This is a genomic window from Embleya sp. L77, assembly GCF_055557415.1.
Window position 1 is genome coordinate 650,401 of record NZ_CM145710.1, and the last position, 20,897, is coordinate 671,297.

22 protein-coding genes are annotated in these 20,897 nt (G+C 72.8%); 9 read left to right on the top strand and 13 right to left on the bottom strand.

Going from position 1 to position 20,897, the window contains the following annotated elements:
• Positions 1–151: 151 nt before the first annotated feature.
• From ACZOOI_RS32885 to ACZOOI_RS32900, 4 genes are all read left to right on the top strand, one after another.
• Positions 152–919 carry an AraC family transcriptional regulator gene (locus tag ACZOOI_RS32885; RefSeq protein WP_465283207.1) on the top strand — a complete coding sequence of 256 codons (768 nt, stop codon included), beginning with the start codon at positions 152–154 and terminating at the stop codon, positions 917–919.
• Positions 920–1,053: 134 nt separating this feature from the next.
• Positions 1,054–2,064: an NAD(P)/FAD-dependent oxidoreductase gene (locus ACZOOI_RS32890; RefSeq protein WP_465283208.1), complete on the top strand. Its 1,011-nt coding sequence runs from the start codon at positions 1,054–1,056 to the stop codon at positions 2,062–2,064.
• A 493-nt stretch (positions 2,065–2,557) separates the two neighbouring features.
• Positions 2,558–2,875: a hypothetical protein gene (locus ACZOOI_RS32895; protein ID WP_465283209.1), complete on the top strand. Its 318-nt coding sequence runs from the start codon at positions 2,558–2,560 to the stop codon at positions 2,873–2,875.
• 160 nt (positions 2,876–3,035) lie between these two features.
• The gene (locus tag ACZOOI_RS32900; RefSeq protein WP_465283210.1) at positions 3,036–4,418 is read left to right on the top strand and encodes an FAD-binding oxidoreductase; all 1,383 of its coding nucleotides are present in this window, start codon (positions 3,036–3,038) and stop codon (positions 4,416–4,418) included.
• 142 nt (positions 4,419–4,560) lie between these two features.
• Here the strand turns inward: ACZOOI_RS32900 and ACZOOI_RS32905 are convergent, their stop codons facing one another.
• Positions 4,561–5,502 (bottom strand): YihY/virulence factor BrkB family protein, encoded by a 942-nt coding sequence (locus ACZOOI_RS32905; protein ID WP_465283211.1) that lies wholly within the window; start codon positions 5,500–5,502, stop codon positions 4,561–4,563.
• A gap of 309 nt (positions 5,503–5,811) precedes the next feature.
• Here ACZOOI_RS32905 and ACZOOI_RS32910 point away from each other — a divergent pair, with 309 nt between their 5' ends.
• A complete protein-coding gene (locus tag ACZOOI_RS32910; protein ID WP_465283212.1) occupies positions 5,812–6,489 on the top strand; it encodes a hypothetical protein in 678 nt (225 codons plus the stop codon).
• 31 nt (positions 6,490–6,520) lie between these two features.
• Here ACZOOI_RS32910 and ACZOOI_RS32915 read toward each other — a convergent pair whose 3' ends face one another.
• Positions 6,521–7,129 (bottom strand): helix-turn-helix domain-containing protein, encoded by a 609-nt coding sequence (locus ACZOOI_RS32915; RefSeq protein WP_465283213.1) that lies wholly within the window; start codon positions 7,127–7,129, stop codon positions 6,521–6,523.
• Positions 7,130–7,215: 86 nt separating this feature from the next.
• Here ACZOOI_RS32915 and ACZOOI_RS32920 point away from each other — a divergent pair, with 86 nt between their 5' ends.
• From ACZOOI_RS32920 to ACZOOI_RS32930, 3 genes are all read left to right on the top strand, one after another.
• Positions 7,216–7,842, top strand: coding sequence for a class I SAM-dependent methyltransferase (locus ACZOOI_RS32920; protein ID WP_465283214.1), 627 nt, complete (start codon positions 7,216–7,218; stop codon positions 7,840–7,842).
• Between the two features lie 100 nt (positions 7,843–7,942).
• Positions 7,943–8,968, top strand: coding sequence for an alpha/beta fold hydrolase (locus tag ACZOOI_RS32925; RefSeq protein ID WP_465283215.1), 1,026 nt, complete (start codon positions 7,943–7,945; stop codon positions 8,966–8,968).
• 131 nt (positions 8,969–9,099) lie between these two features.
• Positions 9,100–9,636, top strand: a complete 537-nt coding sequence (locus tag ACZOOI_RS32930) for a putative immunity protein (protein ID WP_465283216.1) — start codon at positions 9,100–9,102, stop codon at positions 9,634–9,636.
• A 69-nt stretch (positions 9,637–9,705) separates the two neighbouring features.
• On the opposite strand, the gene ACZOOI_RS32935 is transcribed toward ACZOOI_RS32930, so the two are convergent.
• A complete protein-coding gene (locus ACZOOI_RS32935) occupies positions 9,706–10,620 on the bottom strand; it encodes an SDR family oxidoreductase (RefSeq protein ID WP_465283217.1) in 915 nt (304 codons plus the stop codon).
• A 276-nt stretch (positions 10,621–10,896) separates the two neighbouring features.
• On the opposite strand from ACZOOI_RS32935, the gene ACZOOI_RS32940 reads away from it, so the two are divergent.
• The gene (locus tag ACZOOI_RS32940; RefSeq protein WP_465283218.1) at positions 10,897–11,340 is read left to right on the top strand and encodes a hypothetical protein; all 444 of its coding nucleotides are present in this window, start codon (positions 10,897–10,899) and stop codon (positions 11,338–11,340) included.
• A gap of 328 nt (positions 11,341–11,668) precedes the next feature.
• On the opposite strand, the gene paaE is transcribed toward ACZOOI_RS32940, so the two are convergent.
• The 10 genes from paaE to paaN form a co-directional block, all read right to left on the bottom strand.
• Positions 11,669–12,781 (bottom strand): 1,2-phenylacetyl-CoA epoxidase subunit PaaE, encoded by a 1,113-nt coding sequence (gene paaE, locus ACZOOI_RS32945; RefSeq protein WP_465283219.1) that lies wholly within the window; start codon positions 12,779–12,781, stop codon positions 11,669–11,671.
• Positions 12,781–13,302 carry a 1,2-phenylacetyl-CoA epoxidase subunit PaaD gene (paaD, locus tag ACZOOI_RS32950; protein WP_465283220.1) on the bottom strand — a complete coding sequence of 174 codons (522 nt, stop codon included), beginning with the start codon at positions 13,300–13,302 and terminating at the stop codon, positions 12,781–12,783. The genes paaE and paaD overlap by 1 nt, the downstream gene beginning before the upstream one ends.
• The gene (gene paaC, locus ACZOOI_RS32955) at positions 13,296–14,126 is read right to left on the bottom strand and encodes a 1,2-phenylacetyl-CoA epoxidase subunit PaaC (protein ID WP_465283221.1); all 831 of its coding nucleotides are present in this window, start codon (positions 14,124–14,126) and stop codon (positions 13,296–13,298) included. The genes paaD and paaC overlap by 7 nt, the downstream gene beginning before the upstream one ends.
• Positions 14,127–14,136: 10 nt before the next feature.
• On the bottom strand, positions 14,137–14,436 hold the full coding sequence (gene paaB / locus ACZOOI_RS32960) for a 1,2-phenylacetyl-CoA epoxidase subunit PaaB (protein ID WP_396009058.1): 300 nt from the start codon (positions 14,434–14,436) through the stop codon (positions 14,137–14,139).
• The gene (gene paaA, locus ACZOOI_RS32965) at positions 14,433–15,425 is read right to left on the bottom strand and encodes a 1,2-phenylacetyl-CoA epoxidase subunit PaaA (RefSeq protein WP_465283222.1); all 993 of its coding nucleotides are present in this window, start codon (positions 15,423–15,425) and stop codon (positions 14,433–14,435) included. Before paaA ends, paaB begins: the two co-directional genes overlap by 4 nt.
• Positions 15,426–15,501: 76 nt before the next feature.
• Positions 15,502–16,317: an enoyl-CoA hydratase/isomerase family protein gene (locus tag ACZOOI_RS32970; protein WP_465283223.1), complete on the bottom strand. Its 816-nt coding sequence runs from the start codon at positions 16,315–16,317 to the stop codon at positions 15,502–15,504.
• The gene (locus ACZOOI_RS32975) at positions 16,308–17,174 is read right to left on the bottom strand and encodes a 3-hydroxyacyl-CoA dehydrogenase family protein (RefSeq protein ID WP_465283224.1); all 867 of its coding nucleotides are present in this window, start codon (positions 17,172–17,174) and stop codon (positions 16,308–16,310) included. The genes ACZOOI_RS32970 and ACZOOI_RS32975 overlap by 10 nt, the downstream gene beginning before the upstream one ends.
• Complete coding sequence (locus tag ACZOOI_RS32980) at positions 17,171–17,944, bottom strand: enoyl-CoA hydratase/isomerase family protein (protein ID WP_465283225.1); 774 nt, start codon at positions 17,942–17,944, stop codon at positions 17,171–17,173. Before ACZOOI_RS32980 ends, ACZOOI_RS32975 begins: the two co-directional genes overlap by 4 nt.
• Positions 17,941–19,152 (bottom strand): thiolase family protein, encoded by a 1,212-nt coding sequence (locus ACZOOI_RS32985; protein ID WP_465283226.1) that lies wholly within the window; start codon positions 19,150–19,152, stop codon positions 17,941–17,943. Before ACZOOI_RS32985 ends, ACZOOI_RS32980 begins: the two co-directional genes overlap by 4 nt.
• Complete coding sequence (paaN, locus tag ACZOOI_RS32990; protein ID WP_465283227.1) at positions 19,145–20,854, bottom strand: phenylacetic acid degradation protein PaaN; 1,710 nt, start codon at positions 20,852–20,854, stop codon at positions 19,145–19,147. Before paaN ends, ACZOOI_RS32985 begins: the two co-directional genes overlap by 8 nt.
• Between the last annotated feature and the right edge of the window lie 43 nt (positions 20,855–20,897).

Consider the following 20,897-nt stretch of genomic DNA (forward strand, 5'->3'; position numbering starts at 1 on the left):
CTGCCGTTCCCGATGTCGTCCCGTGGCGGGCGAGTGGTCCCGGCCACGGGCAGGGACGATGCCGTCGGCTACCCGAAACCCCCGGTGCTGTGCTCATGACGTCACGCTGTCATGACGTCCCGATGGCTTGCTTCCATTAATCTGCCTACTTGTGTCGCAGAACCGCCATCACCTGTCGATCGCGCCCTCGACGGCCCATGACCACGCCGCCGGCGACTTCATCGACCGCCACCGGCACGACTACCACCAGCTCATCTACGTCAGCTCCGGGGTTTTCGCCATCCGGACCGAGCAGGGCGCCTGGGTGGCCTGCCCGGATCGTGCCGTCTGGATGCCGGCGAGGATGTGGCACGAGCACCGGGTCTACGGGCACAGCTCCGTGCACACCCTCGGCTTTGCCTCGGGTGACGCCCCTTTGGCCGTCGACTCGCCCACCGTTTTGGCCGTGGACGGGCTGCTTCGGGAACTCTTCATCGCCTGTACCGAACCGGACCTGCCGGCACCGGAGTTGCGGCGACTCCGGGCGGTGCTCAACGATCGGCTGCGCCGTGCCCACGTCCGCCCGCTGACCCTGCCGACGGCGCGGGACCCGCGCCTGGCCCACGCCTGCCGGGTGGTCGAGGACGATCTGAGCCGGCCCCGAACCATTGCCTGGCTGGCCCGCCACGTCGGCGTGGGCGAGCGGACTCTCACCCGGCTCTTCCGCACCGAGTTCGGCACGACCTATCCCCGGTGGCGTACCAACACCCGGGTCTTCCACGCCATGATCCAACTGGCCGAGGGCGCCACCGTCACCGCAACGGCCCGCCGCTGCGGCTGGGCCACGACCAGCGCGTTCATCGACACGTTCGCCCAGACCATGGGCCGGACGCCCGGCGCGTACCGGAGCGCGGCCCGGAGCCTGGGTATCGAGGAGTAGCCCCGCCCCGAACCGCCTCGCCTGGTCGCGTCCCCCGGGGGTACCGGGCACGGCGGCGATCGCCGATCGTCCCCTCGTTGCCGAAACGGCATGAAGGTTTGCCGTGGGACCGGTGGGGTCGCAAGGTGGTCCGCATGAGCGAGAACACGTTGGTGCAGACGAATGATCGGGTGTGGGACGTCGTGGTGATCGGGGGTGGCCCGGCGGGACTGTCGGCCGCGCTGACCCTGGCGCGGGTGCGTCGGTCGGTGCTGGTGATCGACGCGGGTGAGCCGCGCAACGCTCCGGCCGCCGCGGCGCACGGCTTCCTGTCGCGGGACGGGATCGCGCCGCTGGAACTGCTGCGGCTGGGGCGGGAGGAGGTCGCCTCCTACGGTGGGCGCGTCGAGTCCGGCCGGGTCTCGGGGGTGCGTCGCGAGGGCGCGCACCTGGTGGTGACGACCGAGGACGGCGTGCGCACCCGGGCGCGGCGCGTGTTGGTGACCACGGGCCTGGTGGACGAGCTGCCCGACGTCCCCGGGCTCGCGGAGCTGTGGGGACGCGACGTGTTGCACTGCCCGTACTGCCACGGGTGGGAGGTGCGCGATGCGGCGGTCGGCGTACTGGCCACCGGCCCGGCGGCGATCCATCAGGCGCTGATGTTCCGGCAGTTGACGTCCGACGTGACGTTGTTCCTGCACACCGGCGGTGATCCGACCGACGAGCAGTGGGAACAACTGGCCGCACTCGACGTCGACGTGGTCGACGGCGAGGTCCGCGCTCTGGAGGTCGACGACCGGGGCCGGGCGGCGCGCGTACGTCTGGCCTCGGGCGAGTCGGTCGCGACGGACGCCCTCGTGGTGGCGCCGCGGTTCGTGGCATGCGCCGGCTTCCTCGCCGAGCTGGGCCTTGCGGTGGACGAACATCCGATGGGCGTCGGCGTACAACTGGTCGTCGAGCCGGGCGGGTTCACCGGCGTCGAGGGAGTGTGGGCGGCGGGCAACGTCACGGACCTGATGGCCTCGGTCCCGGTCGCCGTGGCGTCGGGGGTGCAGACCGCAGCGGCGATCAACATGGACCTGATCGGCGCCGACGCGAAGGCCGCGGTCACCGCCCGCGCCGGTGCGGCGGCGCAGGCGGCGCAGGCGGCGGCGAGGGAAGCCTAGCCGGCCGGTGGGACCGGGTCCGGTCGCCGCGGAGCGGGCGGAGACGTCCGGCCGGGACGTGGACCCACTCGTGTCCCTTGCGCGGTGCGTGGCTCGCGGCGCATGGCTCGCGGCGCATGGCTCGCGGCGCACGGCTCACGGCGCACGGCTCACGGCGCATGGCGGTCAGCCGGCGGACCAGCCGCGCTCCAGCAGGTCGAAGGCCGCGTCGACCGCCCGCTCGGGGTCCTCCCGTGGACCCCGCTGCTGGAGGCCATGGGGCGGTTGATCGCCCGCGAACACCTGCCCGAGCAACCGCCTTCGGCGGGCGGGAGGTGGGGCCGGGCGGTGTCCGCGCGCCGGCCGGGAACGAGGGGCGCCGTCGTGGGTCAGCGGCGGGTGGTCATGTGGGCCAAAACCTGTTCGGCGCTGTCCGGGCCGAAGGCGTCGTCGATGCCTTCGGCCGCTCCTTCGGCGGCTTCGATGGAGCGGGGCATACGCCCACCGCATGTGGATGCGCCATCAGGACGCCCTCGCCCGGGCGATCACCGAAGCCGTCGGAGCCGAACCCGGGGACCCGCGAAGCGCGGCGCTGGCGGCGTTCGCGCTGGAGACCTCGGCACTGGCGCACCGCACCGAGGTGGCCCACCCGCGTCTCGCCCTCCTCTCCGAATCGGCCGGCGCCGGGCCGGAGACGGCGCGTCATCGGCTCGCGTGTCGTCCACCGATGGGCGCAACCGCGCGCGCCATCGGCAGGCTCCCGGGTAAGGATGGCAACGATGCAGGGCTGCGCTGCCGGCACGCGGTGCGCACGGGTCGCCGGGAGATGTGAGCACATGACGATCGATCGACGCGCGTTTTTGGCCGCTTTGGGTGTCGGCGGTGCCATGGCGGTGACGGGTGCGGCAGCCGCAGGGACGACGCGGGGCGCAGCGCCGGTGTTCGGCGGGCGGCCGGGGCCGGGCGTTGCCGGGCGGCGGGTGTCCGGGGCTGTGGCCGAGCCGCCGGACTGGACGGCGTTGAAGGCGCGGCTCGACGGGCGGCTGCTGCTGCCGCAGGACCAGGGGTACGGCGTGGCCCGGCTCGGATACAACGAGCTGTACGACGATCAACTGCCGGCCGCGGTGGCCCGGTGCACCTCCGCGGCGGATGTGCAGAGTTGCCTGGACGCGGCCCGTGGACACGGCGTGCCGATCGCCGCGCGCAGCGGCGGGCACAGCTACCTCGGGTACAGCGTGCCCACCGGCGGCCTGGTGATGGATCTGCGACCGATGGCGCAGGTCCAGGTGCAGCCCGACGGGACGGTGCGGGTCGGCGCGGGGGCCCGGCTGATCGAGGTCTACGCGGCGCTCGCGCAGGCCGGGCGCCTGATGCCGGCCGGCTCCTGCCCGACGGTGGGGGTCAGCGGGCTGGCCCTGGGCGGCGGGATCGGGGTGTTGACCCGCAAGTACGGACTGACCTGCGATCGGCTGGTCTCGGCGGAGGTGGTCACCGCCGACGCGCGGGTGCTCACCGCCTCCGAGTGCTCCGAGCCGGACCTGTACTGGGCGCTGCGCGGTGGGGGCGGCGGCAACTTCGGCGTGGTCACCCGGTTCACCTTCAGCACCGAGCCGGCGCCCGCGCTCACCGTCTTCTCGCTGCGCTTCCCGGCCGCTGCCACCGCCTCGGTGATCGGGGCATGGCAGCAGTGGATCGCGGACGCGCCGCCGGAACTGTGGTCGAACTGCGTGGTCTCCGGCGGCACGCCGCCGACCTGTCGGGTGGGCGGCTGTTATGTCGGCACCGGCGACGGGCTGAACCCGCTCCTGGACCGGCTGATCGCCGCCGCCTCGACGCAGCCGAGCTCGCGCAGCGTGCAGGCCAAGAGCTACCTGGACGCGATGAAGTACATGGCCGGCTGCGCGAACGACACCATCGCGCAGTGCCATCCGACGTTCGAGGGCGGGCGGTTGCCGCGCTCGTCCTTCGTCGCCGTCTCCCGGGTGCTGCCCGCCCCGCTGGACGCGCAGCGGATGGTGCAGCTGATGGCCGGGCGTACCGGGATGGACCTGCTGCTGGACTCGATGGGCGGCGCGGTCGCGCAGCTCGCCCCCGACGCGACGGCCTTTCCGCACCGCTCGGCGCTGGCCACGGCGCAGATCTACGCGAGCACCACACCCGCGGGCCAGGCCGAGGCCACGGCCGCGGTGGACGCCGTCCGGGACGGACTCGAAGCGCTCGGCGCGACGGGCGCCTACGTCAACTACATCGACGCGAACCTGCCGGACTGGGGTACCGCCTACTACGGCGGGAACCTGACGCGCCTGAAGGCCGTCTCGCAACAGTACGACCCGGACGAGGTGTTCGCGTTCCCCCAGTCGGTGGCGCGGGCCTGAGCCCGTCCCACCACCTCGGCGGGATCGTTCGGCGCCGAGGTCCGGCGGCCGGGAACCGGGCCGCCGGACCTCGGTGGCGAAGCAGTTGCAGGATCCGCGCACCGAGGCCGTCGGCCTGCGGGGTCCGGCTCCGGAGCGATCCTCAAGCGCCGGGGTCCGGTTTCACCGGTTCGGGCAAGTGGGCGCGAACGGCCTCCAGTTGGGCGGCGAAGGCCAGGCCCAGGAACAGCGCGATCGAGGTCAGGTAGGCCCACAGGATCAACGACACGAACGCGCTGAGGGGTCCGTAGACCGAGTCGAAGGAGCCGCTGAGCCGGACGTACAGGCCGAGCAGCCACGTCAGCAGCACCCACAGCACCAGGTAGACGGCCGCCCCGAACGCCAGCCAGGTGAAGCCGGGTTGGCTGCGGCGCGGGGACCACCGAAACACCGCGGACGCCGAGATCAGCGCGAGCACGACACCCACCGGCCAGCACAGGACGCCCGACACCGTGCGCTGCGTATCGCTCCAGCCGTATACGTCGGCGGCGGCCCCGACCATGTCGCGGCCGGCCACGGTCAACACCACGCCGAGCCCGATCGGCACGCCCACCACCAGCGTCATCACCGCGGCGCGGCCGTACTTGCGCGCGAACGGGCGATCACGTTCGACGCCGTATATGCGGTTCGCGCCCCGCTCGATCTGGCTCATCGCGGTCGCGACGTTGACCAGCGAGAACAGCAGTCCGAGGGACAGTGCGACCGCGCTTCCTTCGCCCGCGTCGCGCAGGGTGTCCTGCACGACGGCCGAACTCGGGCCCGTGGACAGCCGACCGAGTGCGGCGGAGACGAACCGGCCGAATTTGTCGGTGTGCAGGACCCGGGAGAGTCCGACGACGGCGATCGCCAGCGGAACCACCGACAGCACCGTCTGCAGGGCGAGCGCACGCGAGTGGGTGAACCCGTCCGCGTACCGGAAGCGGATGAACGCGTTCCTGACCAGCTTCCACCCGCCGTAGCGGCGCAGCGTCGCCCACGCCTCGTCCCCGGAGAGTTCCTCGCCCATCATGTCCCGCGTCTGCGGGACCTTCATCGCTGTGCCCATGGACGGCTTCTGCCCGGCCCTCGCGAATGCAGCACTCGGCGGCGGGTGGGTTTCGGACTCGGACCGATCGTGCCGCATCGCCCGGGAGCCGGTTGCCACTCGGGGACACCGCGGCGTCGGGCGGTGACCGACCCCGGGGGCGGCCCCGCGCGCACGTGTCGGAAGCAACTCGGGATCATGTATGCGAGTCGCGGTCGGTGGGGTCGGGGCGGGAACGGATCGGGGACGTCGATGGCACACGTGGGTTCGGTTGTGCGGGTGACGGCGGCAGCGGTGGGAATGGCGTTGTTGACGGGGTGTTCGGCAGCCGTGGAACTGGCCGATGCGACCGCCGGGGATCTGTCGGGACTGGGCGACAAGGCGCTGCACGAGCGGATGCGCAAGGCGGTGAACGGTGTTCGCTACGTCCACATCTCCGACGTTCGGGGGGCAGCCACGAGCACTCGCGCCGACGTGCATCTGGACATGCGGACCGGCGACTTCACCACCAGCGGCAAGGCGGCGAGCCACACCATCGAGATGATCAGCGTCGGTGGGGACCTCTACGTCAAGGCTTCGCGCGCCTATTGGCAGCGGCGCCTCGGGCCCAACCGGGCAGACCTCGTGGCCGCGTTGGAGGGCAAGTACGGGCATGCCGCGGCCGACGACCCGGTGCGGTCGAAGATGGCGGCCACGGCCAAGGCGTTCGATCCCCGCACCGTCGTGGACAAGTTGGCGAAGGCCGATCGGCGCGAGGAGACCTTCGTCGACGGGCGTCGTATGGTCGTGCTCGCCGAGACCGAGGCGGACGATGCCGCACGGATGTACATCCCGGCCGACGGGCCGGCACTGCCCTACCGGGCGATCTCGCCCGACCCCGGATCGGACGCCGGAGCCGTCACGGTGACCTGGTCGGAATACGACCGTCCCGTCGACATCAAGGCACCCGCGCGCGACCTCGTCGTCGAACTCCCCAACCTCGGCAAGGCGCCCGGCCCCGCACTGTGACCGGCGGGTGCGACGGAGCGCCGCATCCGGCTCACCCCCGCGGTTCGTCGTCGGGCGGCGGATGCGGGCCGCCGGGGCGTACGTGCGCGCGGATGCCCTGGAGGCCGAACAGGATGAGAAGCTCGACCGCGCCGCCGTCGGCGCTGCCCAGCCAGTGCGGCAGGGATGTGTCGAACTCCGCTGCCTCACCGGCCGAGAGCGTCAGGTTGCGCTCGCCGAGCACCAGTCGCAGGCGACCGTTGAGCACGTACAGCCACTCGAAACCCTCGTGCGTCTGCGGGGTCGGTTCGAGCGGTTCCGGCCGAGCCGGGATGAGCATCTTGAACGCCTGCGTCCCGCCCGGCCGCCGCGACAGCGGGACGAAGACCATCCCGAACCGCCGGATCGGCTTCAGGTGGATCCGCGGATCGCCGGTGCGCGGGGCGCCGACGAGCTCGTCCAACGGCACGTCGTAGGTCCGGGCCAGCGGCAGCAACAATTCCAGGGTCGCCCGGCGCTGCCCGCCCTCCAGTCGGGACAGGGTGCTCTCCGACACCCCGGTCGTCGCCGCGAGGTCGGCGAGCGTGATGCCGCGTTCGCGGCGCAGCGCACGCAGCCGCGGCCCCACCGCGTCGAGCACGTCTTCCGTTTCGGGGTCCACGGATCCATCTTGCCAGAACCGCAAGTTTTCGTGCCGTATCCGGTGCGCCTGGCAAGACTGAGCGTGTTCCGACGGAAGGAGACTCGATGAACACCCGTGATGCGGTCGCATTCTGGGACGGCGTCTACGCGGACCGACCGGCCGACCGCGACCCGCGGCCGAACGGCCTGCTCGCCGAGACGGTCACGGACCTGCCGCCCGGCGACGTACTCGACCTGGGATGCGGCAACGGCGGCGACGCCCTGTGGTTCGCCCGCCGGGGATGGCACGTCACCGCCGTCGACATCTCGGCCGTGGCGGTCCAACGGCTCGCCGACCTCGCCCGCTCGCTCGGCCTGGGCGACCGGATCGTCGCCGAACGGCACGACCTGCACGAGTCCTTCCCGTCGGGCCGGTTCGACCTGATCTGCGCCCATTACCTGCACACCCCCTTCGGCCTGGACCGGGCCACGATCCTGCGGGTGGCCGCGTACGCGCTGCGCCTGGGCGGGCGACTGCTGGTCGTCGACCACGGCTCCACCGCGCCGTGGTCGTGGAACCGGGATCCCGACGTGCGCTACCCGACCCCGCGGGAGGTCGCCGCGGACCTCGACCTGGATCCGGCGGCGTGGACGGTGGAGCGGGCCGACTCACCCCGCCGGATCGCGACCGGACCGGACGGGCGCACCGCCGAGGTCACCGACCACGTCCTGGTCATCGGCCGCACCGCCTGACCCGGCCGCTCCCCCACCCGAAGACCACGACGCCCACCGCGCAAGCGATCGACGGCACGACCGGGCGCCGACTCCCCCACCTTCGCCAGGACAGGACCCCATGATTCCCGCACCACGGCCGTCGTCGCGCCGCCGCCTGCGATTCGGGCGGACGGTGGCGACGATCGCCCTCGCCCTCCTGCTGACGAGCGGCGCCGCCGCCTGCAGCACGTCGCCCGACGACGTTCCCTCCTACGCCACGGCCACCCGGGACGATCCGAAGTTCAAGAACACCTTCCGGCACGAGTTCGCCGACGTCGACGGCGTGCGGATGCACTACGTGACCGGCGGAAGCGGCCCGCCCGTGGTGTTGATCCACGGCTGGCCGCAGACCTGGTTCGGCTGGTGGCCGATCATGCCGGCCCTCGCCGAGCACCACACCGTCTACGCGGTCGACCTCCCCGGGCTGGGCGACAGCACCGGCACGCCGACCGGCTACGACAAGGCCACCCTGGCGCGGTACGTGCACGACCTGATCGCCGTTCGTCTCGGGCTGCGCGACGCCCGCGTCGTCGGGCACGACTTCGGCGCCGCGGTGGCGTTCCAGTACGCCGGTCGGTTCCCCGCCGACACCGCCCGGCTGGGCTACCTCGACCTGCCGCTGCCCGGGCCCGCGATCGACGCGCGCACCTACCGCTCACTGAGCTGGCACATCGCCTTCCACTCCCAGCGCCGGGTCCCCGAGACCGTGGTCGGCGACGACGTCCGCGCGTACCTGGCCCTGTTCTACCCCCAAGTCTCGTTCGGGGGAACGGCGTTCGGCGGCACCTCGGAGCGATCCCCGTTCACCGACGCCGAGATCGACGAGTACGCACGGACCTACCGCCGGCCCGAGGTGCTGTCGGGCGGCTTCGAGCTCTACCGCGCTCTGGACAAGGATGTCCGCGACACCACGGCGGTGGCACCGACAGGTGTCCCGACCCTGCTCATGACCGCACAGGGGCAGCTCGACCCGATCCGGGCCACCCTGGCCTCACGCATGACCAACATCGTGCGCGCGGTGGATGTGCCGAACGCGGGGCACTGGCTCGTCGAGGAGAACCCCCGTTTCGTCACCGAGGAGTTGCTGCGCTTCCTGGACGGATGACCGCGCCCGGGCGTGGCGCGGGGTGCCGGGCGGCACCCCGCGCCGGTGCGCTCCCGGTGCCTCGGGCGGCCCGAACCGGGCCGTGTCCGGCGAGTTCGTCAGCAGTCGGCATGTTGCGGCAGAATCGGCCCGTGCCAACCACCGAATCGGACAAGATCGAGCTGAGCACGGACGAACTCCGGGGGATCGCGGGCTACGCCGCCGATTGTGCGCGCAGGGTGCTGTCGATCTTCGAACGAAATCTTCCCGCCGACCCTCGTCCTCGCGACGCCATCGACGCGGCGGACGCCTTCGCCGGGGGTGGCCGGCGCACGGGCGCCCTGCGGCAGAGCGCGTGGGCGGCGTACAAGGCGGCGCAGGAAGCCGCTTCACCCGCCGCGGCCGACGCGGCACGAGCGGCAAGCCATGCGGCCGCCGCCGCGTTTTTGCACCCCAGGGCGAGCGCCCATCAGGTGAAACACATCCTCGGTGCGGCAGCGCATGCGGCGCGCGCGGAGGAACTGGCATCCGAAGAGGGCGGGCACGTCACCGCGGGGACCCTGGAATGGGCGCGGCAACACGCGCCGGCGGCGGTCACCGCGGTGCTCGCCCGGCTGCCCGCCGCACCTTCCGGAGGCGGACGCGTGGGCGAGTTCACCCGCGAACTCGACGCCGCCCTCCGCGCCTGAGCACCGGCGATCCCCAACGCCCACCGAGGTGACGCATCGGCGCCTCCGGTGGGCGAGGGGGTGTGCGGGTCAGCGGTAACCGGTGGTGTCGGCGGGCTTGCCGGCGTCCTGGACTTCGACCATGTAGCGCCAGGCGTCGGGCCGGCTGCCGTCGAGGTCGGTGAAGCCGTATTCGTGGGCGAGTTCTCCGCTGGAGAGGGATCGGCCGTTCCAGCGGGCCCGTTCGGGATCCGCGGCCAGGGCGACGACCGCGCGTCCGATGTAGGCCGGGGTCTCGGAGATGGCGAAGTGGGGTTGCTTGCCGAGTGCGTCGCGCCAGGTCTCCTCGGTGACGCCGAAGGCGTCGAGCATGATCTCCGAGCGCATCCAGCCCGGCGTCAGCGACAGTGCGGTCGCGCCGTATTCGGCGAGTTCCTTCGACTGCGCGAACGCGAGACGGTTCACCGACGTCTTGGCCAGGTCGTAGAAGAGCGAGATGCGGTAGTTCTCGGCGTTGTACCGGGCGGTGCCGTCGGTGATCTCGACGACCAGGGCGCCCGGTTCGCGGATCATCAGGGGCAGCGCGTGGTGGCTGGTGATGATGTGGGTGTCGATCGCCAGGCGCAGGATGTGCAGGCCGTCGTCGAGCGAGTGCTCCCACAGTTTCTCGTTCCAGCCGAAGAGCAGTTCGCCGCCCCAGATGTTGTTCACCAGCACGTCCAGGCGGCCCTGTTCGCGGTCGATGCGGGCGACCAGTGCGGCGACCTGCTGCGGTTCCAGGTGGTCCACCCGTACCGCGATTCCCTGTCCGCCTGCGGCGGTGACGCGTTCGGCGGTCTCCTCGATCGTCTCGTCGCGGTCGATCTCCGAGCGTTCGGATCGTGTGCTGCGGCCGGTCACGTACACGGTGGCTCCCGCCGCGCCCAGCTGAGTGGCGATCCCCCGCCCGGCACCGCGCGTCGCGCCCGCAACCAGTGCCACCTTGCCCGTCAGTGTGTTGGTCATGCGGACGATCATGCCGACCATCCCTGACGAGGTGTGTCAGGGATTGTGCGTGGATCCCGACGTTCACGGGCACCGGCGACCTTTCGGCCACGGGAGCGCCGCGCGTGACCGAAAGTCAGGCATCGCCGACTCCATGTAACGCAGATCACGTCGATGTTCACCCTTCGAGGCCACGAGACGACTCATCGTCATGCCATGATGTGCCATGTGAGATGTGAAATGTCACACCTCATCAAGAGCACCCGACTCCGGGTGCCACGACATCGGAGGCCTCCCATGAAGTTCATGACGACCGCGGCAGCAATAGGCATAGCCGGCCTGAGCGTCATCGCCACCGCACCGGTCGCCGCCGCCGACCCCGCCCCGACCACCGTGACCTGCGGCGCCTCCGGGCTCCAGTCCGGTCTGTCGACCAAGGTCTGCGCCGAGATCACCGGTGACACCGTCCGCCTCTTCGGTCAGGTCGGCCTTGCCGGCCCGCCGTCCCCCGGCAGTCCGCCGCAGCAGCCGCAGCCGCTGACCCTGCGCCTGTCCGGCAACGTGGCCGGCGTCTCGCTCGGCGCGGTGAATCAGGACGCGCTCTTCCACTACACGACGATCAAGGTCACCGGCGTGGGCGGCACCGTGCCGTGCGGTTCGACGGTGCACGGCAGCTTCAGCGTGGATTCCTACCAGTGGCCGGCGCGGCCGGTGACCATCGATCTCGCGATCCCCTGCTGACACCGGCTGCTTCGACCACCGGCGGCGGCGCGTCCGGCCGCTAGCCGGGCGCGCGGCGCCACCCGGGTGCGCCCGCGGCGTCGATCGGATCCGGTCGACCTCGCCCGGCCGGGCCGTCGCCGACGCCGGCGGCGCAGCGGGTGACCGCGTGTGACAGGGACCTCGGACTCCGCGGACGAATCGCGGAGTCCGAGGTCCCCGGCGTTTCGGGGCGTGCGGTCGGGCCGTGCCGGTGGGCTGCCGTGGAACGTCCGGGGATCCGGTCGGCGCCGGCTGGACGGCGGCACGTCTGCACGCTGACCGCCGCGGGCGGCCGGGGCTGCCGCCCTCAGGTGTCGAAGTCGACGGTCAGCGTGTCGGAACCGGGGTACGTCTGGCAGGTCAGGACGTAGCCGGCCTCGGTTTCCGCCGGATCCAGGGCGTAGTTGCGGCGCATGTCCGCCGCGCCGTCGCGGACGAGAGCCCGGCAGGTGCCGCATACGCCGCCCTTGCACGCGAACGGCATGTCCGGGCGCAGCCGGCCGGCCCCGTCCAGGATGCTGGTGTCGCGGGGCAGGTCGGCGACGGTGGAGCGGCCGTCCAGCACGATGGTCACCCGGCTGACCGGTCCGTCCGCCTTCGCGTCCTCGCGGTGGACGGCCGGGGGCGGTGTGTCGTCGGCGAAGAACAGTTCCTGGTGGATGCGTTCGTCGGGCACACCGAGGGTGGCCAGGGCGCGCCGGGCGTCGCGGATCATGCCGTGGGGGCCGCACAACCACCAGTGGTCGGCGCGGTCGACGTCGACCAGGCCGTCGATCAGGGCCAGGAGGCGGTCGTGGTCGAGGCGGCCGGAGAACAGGTCCGCCTCGCGGGGTTCCCGGGACAGCACGTGGGCGAGTTCGAAGCGTGCCGGGTGCAGGTCCTTCAGGTCGGCCAGGTCGTCGGCGAACATCACCGTGTCGGTGCGGCGGTTGCCGTACAGGAGGGTGACGCGCGAGCTGTCGTGGGCGGCGAGCACCGATTCGGCGATCGACACCATCGGGGTGATGCCGGAGCCCGCGGCGATCAGCACGTGGTGCGCGGGGGTGCACACGTCGGCGGTGAAGGTGCCGGTCGGTGCCATCACCTCGACGCTGTCGCCGGGTCGCACGTCGTGCACGAGCCAGGAGGAGAACAGTCCGCCGGGTACGACGCGTACGCCGATGCGCGGTCGGGTGCCGGCGGCGGAGCAGATGGAGTAGGAGCGGCGTTCGTCCACGCCGTCGATCTCGCGGCGCAGCGTGAGCGACTGGCCGGGGACGAAGGCGAAGGTGTCGGCCAGGTCCTCGGGCACGTCGAAGGCGACCGCGGCGGCGTCCTCGCACAGCCGCTCGACCGTTGCGACGCGCAGACGGTGGAAGCGCGGACGCCGACGGGCGGGCGACGGCGCGGTGCCGGAGATCGTGGTCGTCGGGTCCTGCATCAGATCTCCTTCATGTGCTCGAACGGCTCACGGCAGGCGAGACAGCGGCGCAGTGCCCGGCAGGCGGTGGCGGCGAAGCGGGAGGTTTCCTCGGTCTCCGCCGAACCGCAGTGCGGGCAGGACACGCGGCGGCGGGTCGGCAGCAGGTCCAGGGGGACGGGGCCCGCGGCGGGGCGCGGTGCGCCGCCGGGCGGGGCGATGCCGTAGCGGGCGAGTTTGCGGCGCCCGGCGGCCGTGATGCGGTCGGTGCTCCACGGCGGGTCCAGGACGGTGCGGATCTCGACGCGGGCGAATCCGGCGGCGTGCAGGCGGGTGGCGACCTCGGCGCGCATCTCGGCCATGGCCGGGCACCCGGAGTAGGTGGGGGTGAGGCCGGCGACGACGGTTCCGTCCGCGGTGATCTCGACGTCGCGCAGCACGCCGAGGTCGGCCAGGGTCAGGGCGGGCAGTTCGGGGTCGGGGACCTGTGCGGCGATGTGTCGGGCGCGGCGGACGTCCGACGCGACGTCTGCGGTCACCATGTCGCTCCCGGGTGGGCCCGGGCCAGGCCCTGCAACTCGTCCAGGAGTGGGGCCAGATGCTCGGTGTGTTCGCCGTTTCTGCCGTGGCCGGGCATCGGCGCGGCGTCGGGCGGGACGGCCAGGCCGGCGGCGTCCAGCACCTGGCGCAGGACCGTCCCGACTTCCTCGCGTGCGTCGTGCGCCTCGTGCAACTCGGGCAGCCAGGGGGCGACTTCGTGCAGTGCGGTGTGCATGCGGCGGTGCGACTCCTCGGTGCCGTCGCCCAGCCGCACCGTCCACTCGGCGGCGTACTGGCGGTGGTAGGTCAGTTCCTTGACGCCCTTGGCGGCGATGGCCGCGAGCACCGGGTCGGGGGATGCCACGAGCCGGGTGAGGTGCGCGAGTCGCCAGGTGGACAGGAGCAGCAGCCGGGCGATGGTGAACGCGAAGTCACCGTTGGGGAGTTCGGCCAGGCGTACGTTGCGGAAGTCGGCCGGGTCACGGAGGTAGGCGTAGGCGTCCTCGTCCCGACCGCTGCCGTCGGCCCGGCCGCAGCGGGCGTAGAGCAGGCGTGCCTGGCCGAGCAGGTCGAGGGCGATGTTGGCCAGGGCCAGCTCCTCTTCCAACTCGGGAGCGCGGGTGGTCCATTCGGCCAGGCGTTGGGCGCCGATCAGGGCGTCGTCGGCCAGCGCCAGGCAGCACGCGGCGAGTTCGGCGGCGTCCACGTGTGCGGGCAGCGTGGTGTCCACGCCGTGCAGGGGATCCTCGAAGCCGGTGCCGAAGGCCCAGCGGGCGTCGCCGCCGTCCCCGTCGGCCAGGGACGGGTGGAGGTGGTCGTCGGGCATGACCTGCTCCTCAGATGTGGGGGACGTCGTCGGGGATGTCGTAGAAGGTGGGGTGGCGGTAGACCTTGTCGGCGCTGGGGGCGAAGAAGGGGTCCTTCTCGTCCCGGCTGGAGGCGGTGATGTGCCGCGAGCGCACCACCCAGATGCTCACGCCCTCGTTGCGGCGGGTGTACAGGTCGCGGGCGTGGGTCAGGGCCATGCGGTCGTCGGCGGCGTGCAGGGAGCCGACGTGGACGTGGTTGAGGCCGCGCTTGCCGCGCACGAACACCTCGTAGAGGGGCCAGTCGGCCCGGGTGGGGGTGTCGTTCATGCCGCTGCTCCGGTCGGGGTGGTTGTCGGGGTGGTGTGTTTGGCCGCGTGGGCGCTCGCTGCTTCGCGGACCCAGGCGCCGTCCTCGTGGGCGGCCTTGCGTCGTCGGATGCGCCGACTGTTGCAGGGACCGTCGCCGCGGATCACGCGTTGCAGTTCGGCCCAGTCGGGGGTGCCGAAGTCGTGGTGTCCGCGGTCGGGGTTCCAGATCAGCCGCGGATCGGGCAGGGTCACGCCGAGGGCGCGTGCCTGAGGCACCGTCATGTCGACGAAACGTTGGCGCAATTCGTCGTTGGTGTGGCGCTTGATCTTCCAGGCCATCGACTGGGCGGAGTTGGGCGAGTCGTCGTCGGGCGGGCCGAACATCATCAGGGAGGGCCACCACCAGCGGTCGACCGCGTCCTGGACCATGGCGCGCTGGGCTTCGGTGCCGCGCATCATCGTGGCCAGTTGTTCGTATCCCTGGCGTTGGTGGAAGGACTCCTCCTTGCACACGCGGACCATGGCGCGTGCGTAGGGCCCGTAGGAACTGCGGCACAGCGGGACCTGGTTGCAGATGGCGGCGCCGTCGACGAACCAGCCGATGACGCCGACGTCGGCGTAGCTCAGGGTGGGGTAGTTGAAGATCGAGGAGTACTTCTGGCGGCCGTCGATCAGGCGTGCGGTCAGGTCGGCGCGGTCGGCGCCGAGGGTTTCCGCGGCGGAGTACAGGTAGAGGCCGTGGCCCGCTTCGTCCTGGACCTTGGCGAGCAGGATGGCCTTGCGGCGCAGGGAGGGGGCGCGGGTGATCCATTCGCCTTCGGGCTGCATGCCGATGATCTCGGAGTGCGCGTGTTGGGCGATCTGGCGGATCAGGGTCCGGCGGTAGCCGTCGGGCATCCAGTCGCGGGGTTCGATGCGCTGGTCCCTGGCGAGGGTGGCCTCGAAGTGTCGGGCGAGGTCCGGGGGCACGTCGGGTGCGGGTGGTGGGGTGGTGGGTGGTGTGGCCATCGAAAGATTCCCTACCGACCGTTCGTTCGATCCATGATGTGGCGAAACCGGAGCCCGCACGGGGCGCCGGGGTGAGTCAGTGTCCGTGGAAGGTGGGCCGGTCGCCCGCCAGGAAGGCCCGTACCGCCGCGCGGTGGTCCTCGGTGCGGCCCAGTCGCTCCTGGGCCGCCGCCTCCCGTTCGAGCACGTCGGCCGGGGCCGCGGATTCCGCGGGTCGCAGCAGCGCCTTGACCTCGGCGTAGGCGGCGGTCGGTCCGGCGGCCAGGCGTCGGGCCAGGGTCAGACCCTCGGCGGTCGCGGCACCGTCGGGCACGACGCGGTGCACGAGGCCACAGCGGCGGGCGGCCTCGGCGTCGAGCCGTTCGTCGAGGAGCATCAGGGCCGCCGCCTGCGAGGGCCCGACCGCGCGGGCCAGTGCGCCGCTGACGCCGGTGTCGGCGGCCAGGCCGATCCCGGTGAAGGCGGTGGCGAAGCGGGCGCTCTCGGCCGCGACCCGCAGGTCCGCGCACAGCGCCAGGCCCAGTCCGGCGCCGACGCAGGCGCCCTCGACGGCGGCGACCACCGGTTGGGGCAGCGCGTGCAGCGCGCTCACCAGCGGGTTGTACTGCGCACGCACGATGGCGAAGGCGGATGCGGGGTCGTGCTCCAGGGCGCGGGCGTGTTCCTTGAGGTCCTGGCCGACGCAGAAGTGCCGGCCCCGGGCGGCGAGCAGGACCGCGCGAACCCTGGTCCCGTCCTCGCGCACCCGACGCACGGCGGCGAGCAGTTCGCGGCGCAGCGGCGCGTCGAGGGCGTTCCCGGCCGCGGGGCGGCGCAGTTCGAGCACGGCGACGTCGCCGTCGAGGGTGTATCCGACACGGGCGTCGTCCGGGACGGTCTCGGTCACGGCCATGCGTAGAACCCCTGTCCGGTCTTGCGGCCCAACTCGCCGCGGGCGACCTTCTCGCGCAGGAGTCGGGGCGGTGCGAAGCGCTCGCCGAGGGTGGCGTGCAGGTGTTCGGCGATGGCCAGGCGCACGTCGAGGCCGACCAGGTCGGTCAGGCGCAGCGGGCCCATCGGGTGCCGGTAGCCCAGTCGCATGGCGTCGTCGATGGCCTCGGGGGCGGCGACGCCGTCCTGCACCATGCGGATCGCCTCCAGACCCAGAGCCAGGCCCAATCGGCTGCTGGCGAATCCGGGCGAGTCGTTGACGACGACGTCCTGTTTGCCCAGGGCGTGGGTCCAGTCCAGGGCGCGGGCGAGCACGTCGGCGGTGGTGTCGGGGGCGCGGACGAGTTCGACGAGTGCGGAGGCGGGGACCGGGTTGAAGAAGTGCATGCCCAGGAAGCGGCCGGGCCGGGTCAGGGCCGCGGCGAGGTCGGTGACGGACAGCGAACTGGTGTTGGTGGCCAGCACGGTGCCCGCACCGACGACGCGTTCGGCGGCGGCGAGCAGGCGGGCCTTGAGGGCGGCGTCCTCGGGGACGGCCTCCACGACCAGGTCGGCGTGCGCGGGCAGGTGTTCGACCGCGTCGACCGTGCTCACCCGGGCGAGCACGTGTGCGGCAAGTTCGGTGCGGGTGCCGCGTGCGGCGGCGCGTTCCAGGCCGGCGGCGATGCGTGCGCGGGCCGCGGCGGCGGTGTCGGGGCTGCTCTCGACGATGGTGACCGAGGAGCCGGCGGCTGCGAACGTCTGCGCGATGCCGGCGCCCATGCGGCCGCCGCCGATCACGCCGACCACGGCGGGCGGCGCCGGTGGGGTGGGGCTCATGTGCGGCTCCTCGCGTCCAGGAAGCGGGTCATCCGGTCCTTCTTGTCCTGGCTCTCGAAGAGCACGGCCTGGGCCAGGTCGTCGGCGATCGGATGGGCGCCGGGCGCGTCGACGACGAGTTTGGTCAGCCGCAGGGCGAGGGCCGAGGAGCGCGCCATGCGGTCCAGCAGGGCGTGCGCGCGGTCGAGGAGTTCGTCGGCGGGGACGACGTCGATGACCAGTCCCGCGGCCAACGCCGCGCGGGCGTCGAGGCGGTGGCCGGCGAACAGGATCTGCTTGGCGACGGATTCGCCGACCAGTGCGGGCAGGAGCCGGCAGGCGCCGGCGGCGGCGAGGATGCCCAGGCCCGGTTCGGGGTTGCCGAAGACCGCGTCGGGGCCGGCGATGCGCAGGTCGCAGGCGTACGCCAGTTCGGCGCCGCCGCCCAGGGCCCAACCGTCGACGGCGGCGACGGTGGGCATGGGCAGCCGGCGTACCCGGTCGAACAGGCGGCTGTTGATGCCCTGCAGGGCCTGGTCGCGACCGCGGTCGCGCAGTTCGGCGATGTCGGCGCCGGCGGCGAAGACGCCGCCGTGCCCGGTGAGCAGGAGCAGTCTGGGGTCTCGCTCCAACAGGTCGCACACGGCGTGCAGTTCGCCGATCATGCGGGCGTCGATGGCGTTGTGCTCGCGAGGGCGGTGCAGGGTGACGACGACGCGGTCCGCGCGCTCCTCGATCCGCAACGTGTGGTACTCGTGGGCCGGTTCGGGCGTGGCCCGGGTGCCGCTCATGTGCGCTCCACGAGCATCGCGACGCCCTGACCGACGCCGACGCACAGGGTGGCCAGGCCGCGCCGGGCGTGCTCGCGTTCCAGGCGTCCGAGCAGGGTCAGCACGATGCGGGCGCCGGAGCAGCCGAGCGGGTGGCCCAGGGCGATGGCGCCGCCGTCGGCGTTGACGACGTCCTCGTCCAAGCCCAGGCGCCCGATGACGGCCAGCGCCTGGGCGGCGAACGCCTCGTTGAGTTCGACCGCCGCCAGGTCGGCGGTCCCCCATCCGGCGCGGGCGAGCACCTTTTCGGTGGCGGGCACCGGGCCCAGGCCCATCAGGTGGGGTTCCACGCCCGCGGAGGCGGAGGCGACGATCCGGGCCCGCGGGGTGAGGCCGTGCCGCTGCACGGCCGCCTCGCCGGCCAGGACCAGGGCGGCGGCGCCGTCGGACAGGGGTGAGGCGGAGCCGGCGGTGACGATGCCGTCCGGGCGGAAGAGGGAGCGCAGGGCGGCGAGTTGGTCGAGCGTGCCGGACGGGCGGGGGCCCTCGTCCCGGGTGACCGAGTCCGCTCCGACGGGCACGGGCACGATCTCGCGGTCGAAGTGGCCCTGTTCCCGGGCGGCGACCGCGCGTTGGTGACTGCGCAGGGCGAACGCGTCGGAGCGGGCGCGGGTGATCCGGTCCAGGGCGGCGACTTCCTCGGCGGTCTCGCCCATCGACAGGGTGATCCGGCCCGCGTCCGGGGGCGCGGCGCAATCGGCGGCGGTGAAGCGGGGGTTGGTGAAGCGCCAGCCCAGGGAGGTGTCGTGCACGGCGCCGGGCTTGGCCCAGGGGGTCCCGGGCTTGTCCATCACCCACGGCGCGCGGGTCATCGACTCGACGCCGCCGGCGACGACGAGGTCGGCCTCGCCGGCGCGGATGCTCTGGGCGGCGCAGGCGAGGGCGGTCAGGCCCGAGGCGCACAGGCGGTTGACGGTGTAGCCGGGCACGGTGTGCGGAAAGCCGGCCAGGAGCACGGCCATGCGGGCGACGTCGCGGTTGTCCTCGCCGGCCTGGTTGGCGGCGCCCAGGATCACCTCGTCGACGGCGTCGGCGGGGATGCCGGCACGACGTACGGCCTCGCCGACCACGAGGGCGGCCAGGTCGTCGGGGCGGACCGTGGCCAGGGCGCCGCCGTAGCGGCCCTGCGGGGTGCGGGCGCCGTCGACGATGTAGACGGCCTCAGACACCGACCGGCTCCTTCGCGGCGGGGCGGCGGGATTGCAGGGTGGCGAAGCGGGCGGTGACGAACGCGGGGTCGGACAGGGTGGCGCTGGCGGCGGGGTTGGCGGCACTGCCGTGGAAGTCGCTGAAGGCGGCGGACTGGTTGACGAACACGCCGCCGGTGAGGTTCTCCGACAGGTGCACGCCCGCGTCCAGGGCGGCCTCGCGGGCCTCGGCCAGCACGGTCTCGTTGGTGGAGTGCACGGCGGCGGTCAACGCACCGTGGGCGCCGACGCACTCGCGCAGGATCGCCAGGCCGTGCTCGGTGGAGTCGGTGCCGATGACGAAGGAGACCGGCCCGAACCATTCGCGGGTGTAGGTGTCCCGGTCGGTGTTCGCGTCGAGGCGGGCCACCAGGGGGGTGCGCACGATCGCCTTGGGGTGCTCGGGGTGCACGACCTCGGTCGAGGCGTGCACGGTGTGGCCCAGGGCCGCGGCCGCTTCGAGGGTGTGCCGCACGCCGTCGTTGACGATCGCGCCGAGGGTGTGTACGGCGCGGGCGGGGTCGGCGAGCAGGCGGTCCAGTGCGGCGCCCAGGTCGGCGGCGAACTCGTCGGCGGTACGGGGGCCCTGGTCGGTGCGGAAGCCTTCGCGCGGGATGAGCAGGTTCTGCGGGGTGGTGCACATCTGCCCGCTGTACAGGGACAGCGAGAAGGCGAGATTGCCCAGCAGCCCACGGTAGTCGTCGGTGGAGTCCAGGACGACGGTGTTGAGCCCGGCCTTCTCGGTGTACACCGCGGCCTGGCGGGCGTTGGCCTCGAGCCAGTCGCCGAAGGCGGTCGAGCCGGTGAAGTCGACGATGCGCACGTCGGGGTGCAGGGCCAGGGTGGCGGCGCTGCGGCCGTCGGGCGCCTCGGCGGCGAGCAGCACCACGTCCGGGGAGAAACCGGCCTCGGCCAGGACCTCGCGGGCGACGCGTACGGTGATCGCCAGGGGCAGCACGGCGCCCGGGTGGGGCTTGACCACGACCGGGTTTCCGGTGACCAGGCTGGCGAACAGGCCGGGGTAGCCGTTCCAGGTCGGGAAGGTGTTGCAGGCGATCAGCACCGCGACGCCGCGTCCGACGGGGGTGAACGTCTTGTCCAACTCCAGGGGCCCGCCCTTGCGTTGGGGCTTGCTCCAGCGGGCCGCGACGGGGTGGCGCCTTTGTTCGGCCCAGGCATAGGCGACCGCCTCCAGGCCGCGGTCCTGGGCGTGCGGGCCGCCGGCCTGGAAGGCCATCACGAACGGCTGCCCGGTGGTGTGCTGTACGGCGTGCGCGATCTCGAAGGTCGCCGCGTTCAGCCGGGCCAGGATCTCCGCGGCGACGCCGGCGCGGGTGTCGGGGTCGGCGACGCGCCAGGTACCGGCGGCGGCCTTCGCGGCGGCGACGGCATGCTCCGGGTCGAGGCGCGGGTAGGAGATGCCCAGCGCGCGGCCGTACGGGGAGGTCTCGCCGGCGAGCACGCGGCCGTCGCCGGGGTGGTCGGGCAGCGCGAACGGGCGGCCGATCTGATCCTGGAACGCCGCCTCGCCGAGGGCGGGGGCCTGCTCGCCGTAGACGGAGGTGCTCGGCGACTCGGGGTAGGGCGTCCAGTGGTCGCGGTGCGCGGTGGCGTGCACCGCCTGCTCCAGCAGCGTGCGATGGCGGGCGAAGAAGTCGGGGCGCTCGGAGTTCACGTCGGGCATGCGATCCACCTCTTGACATGCAGCGGTGATGCGGGAGTGTTCG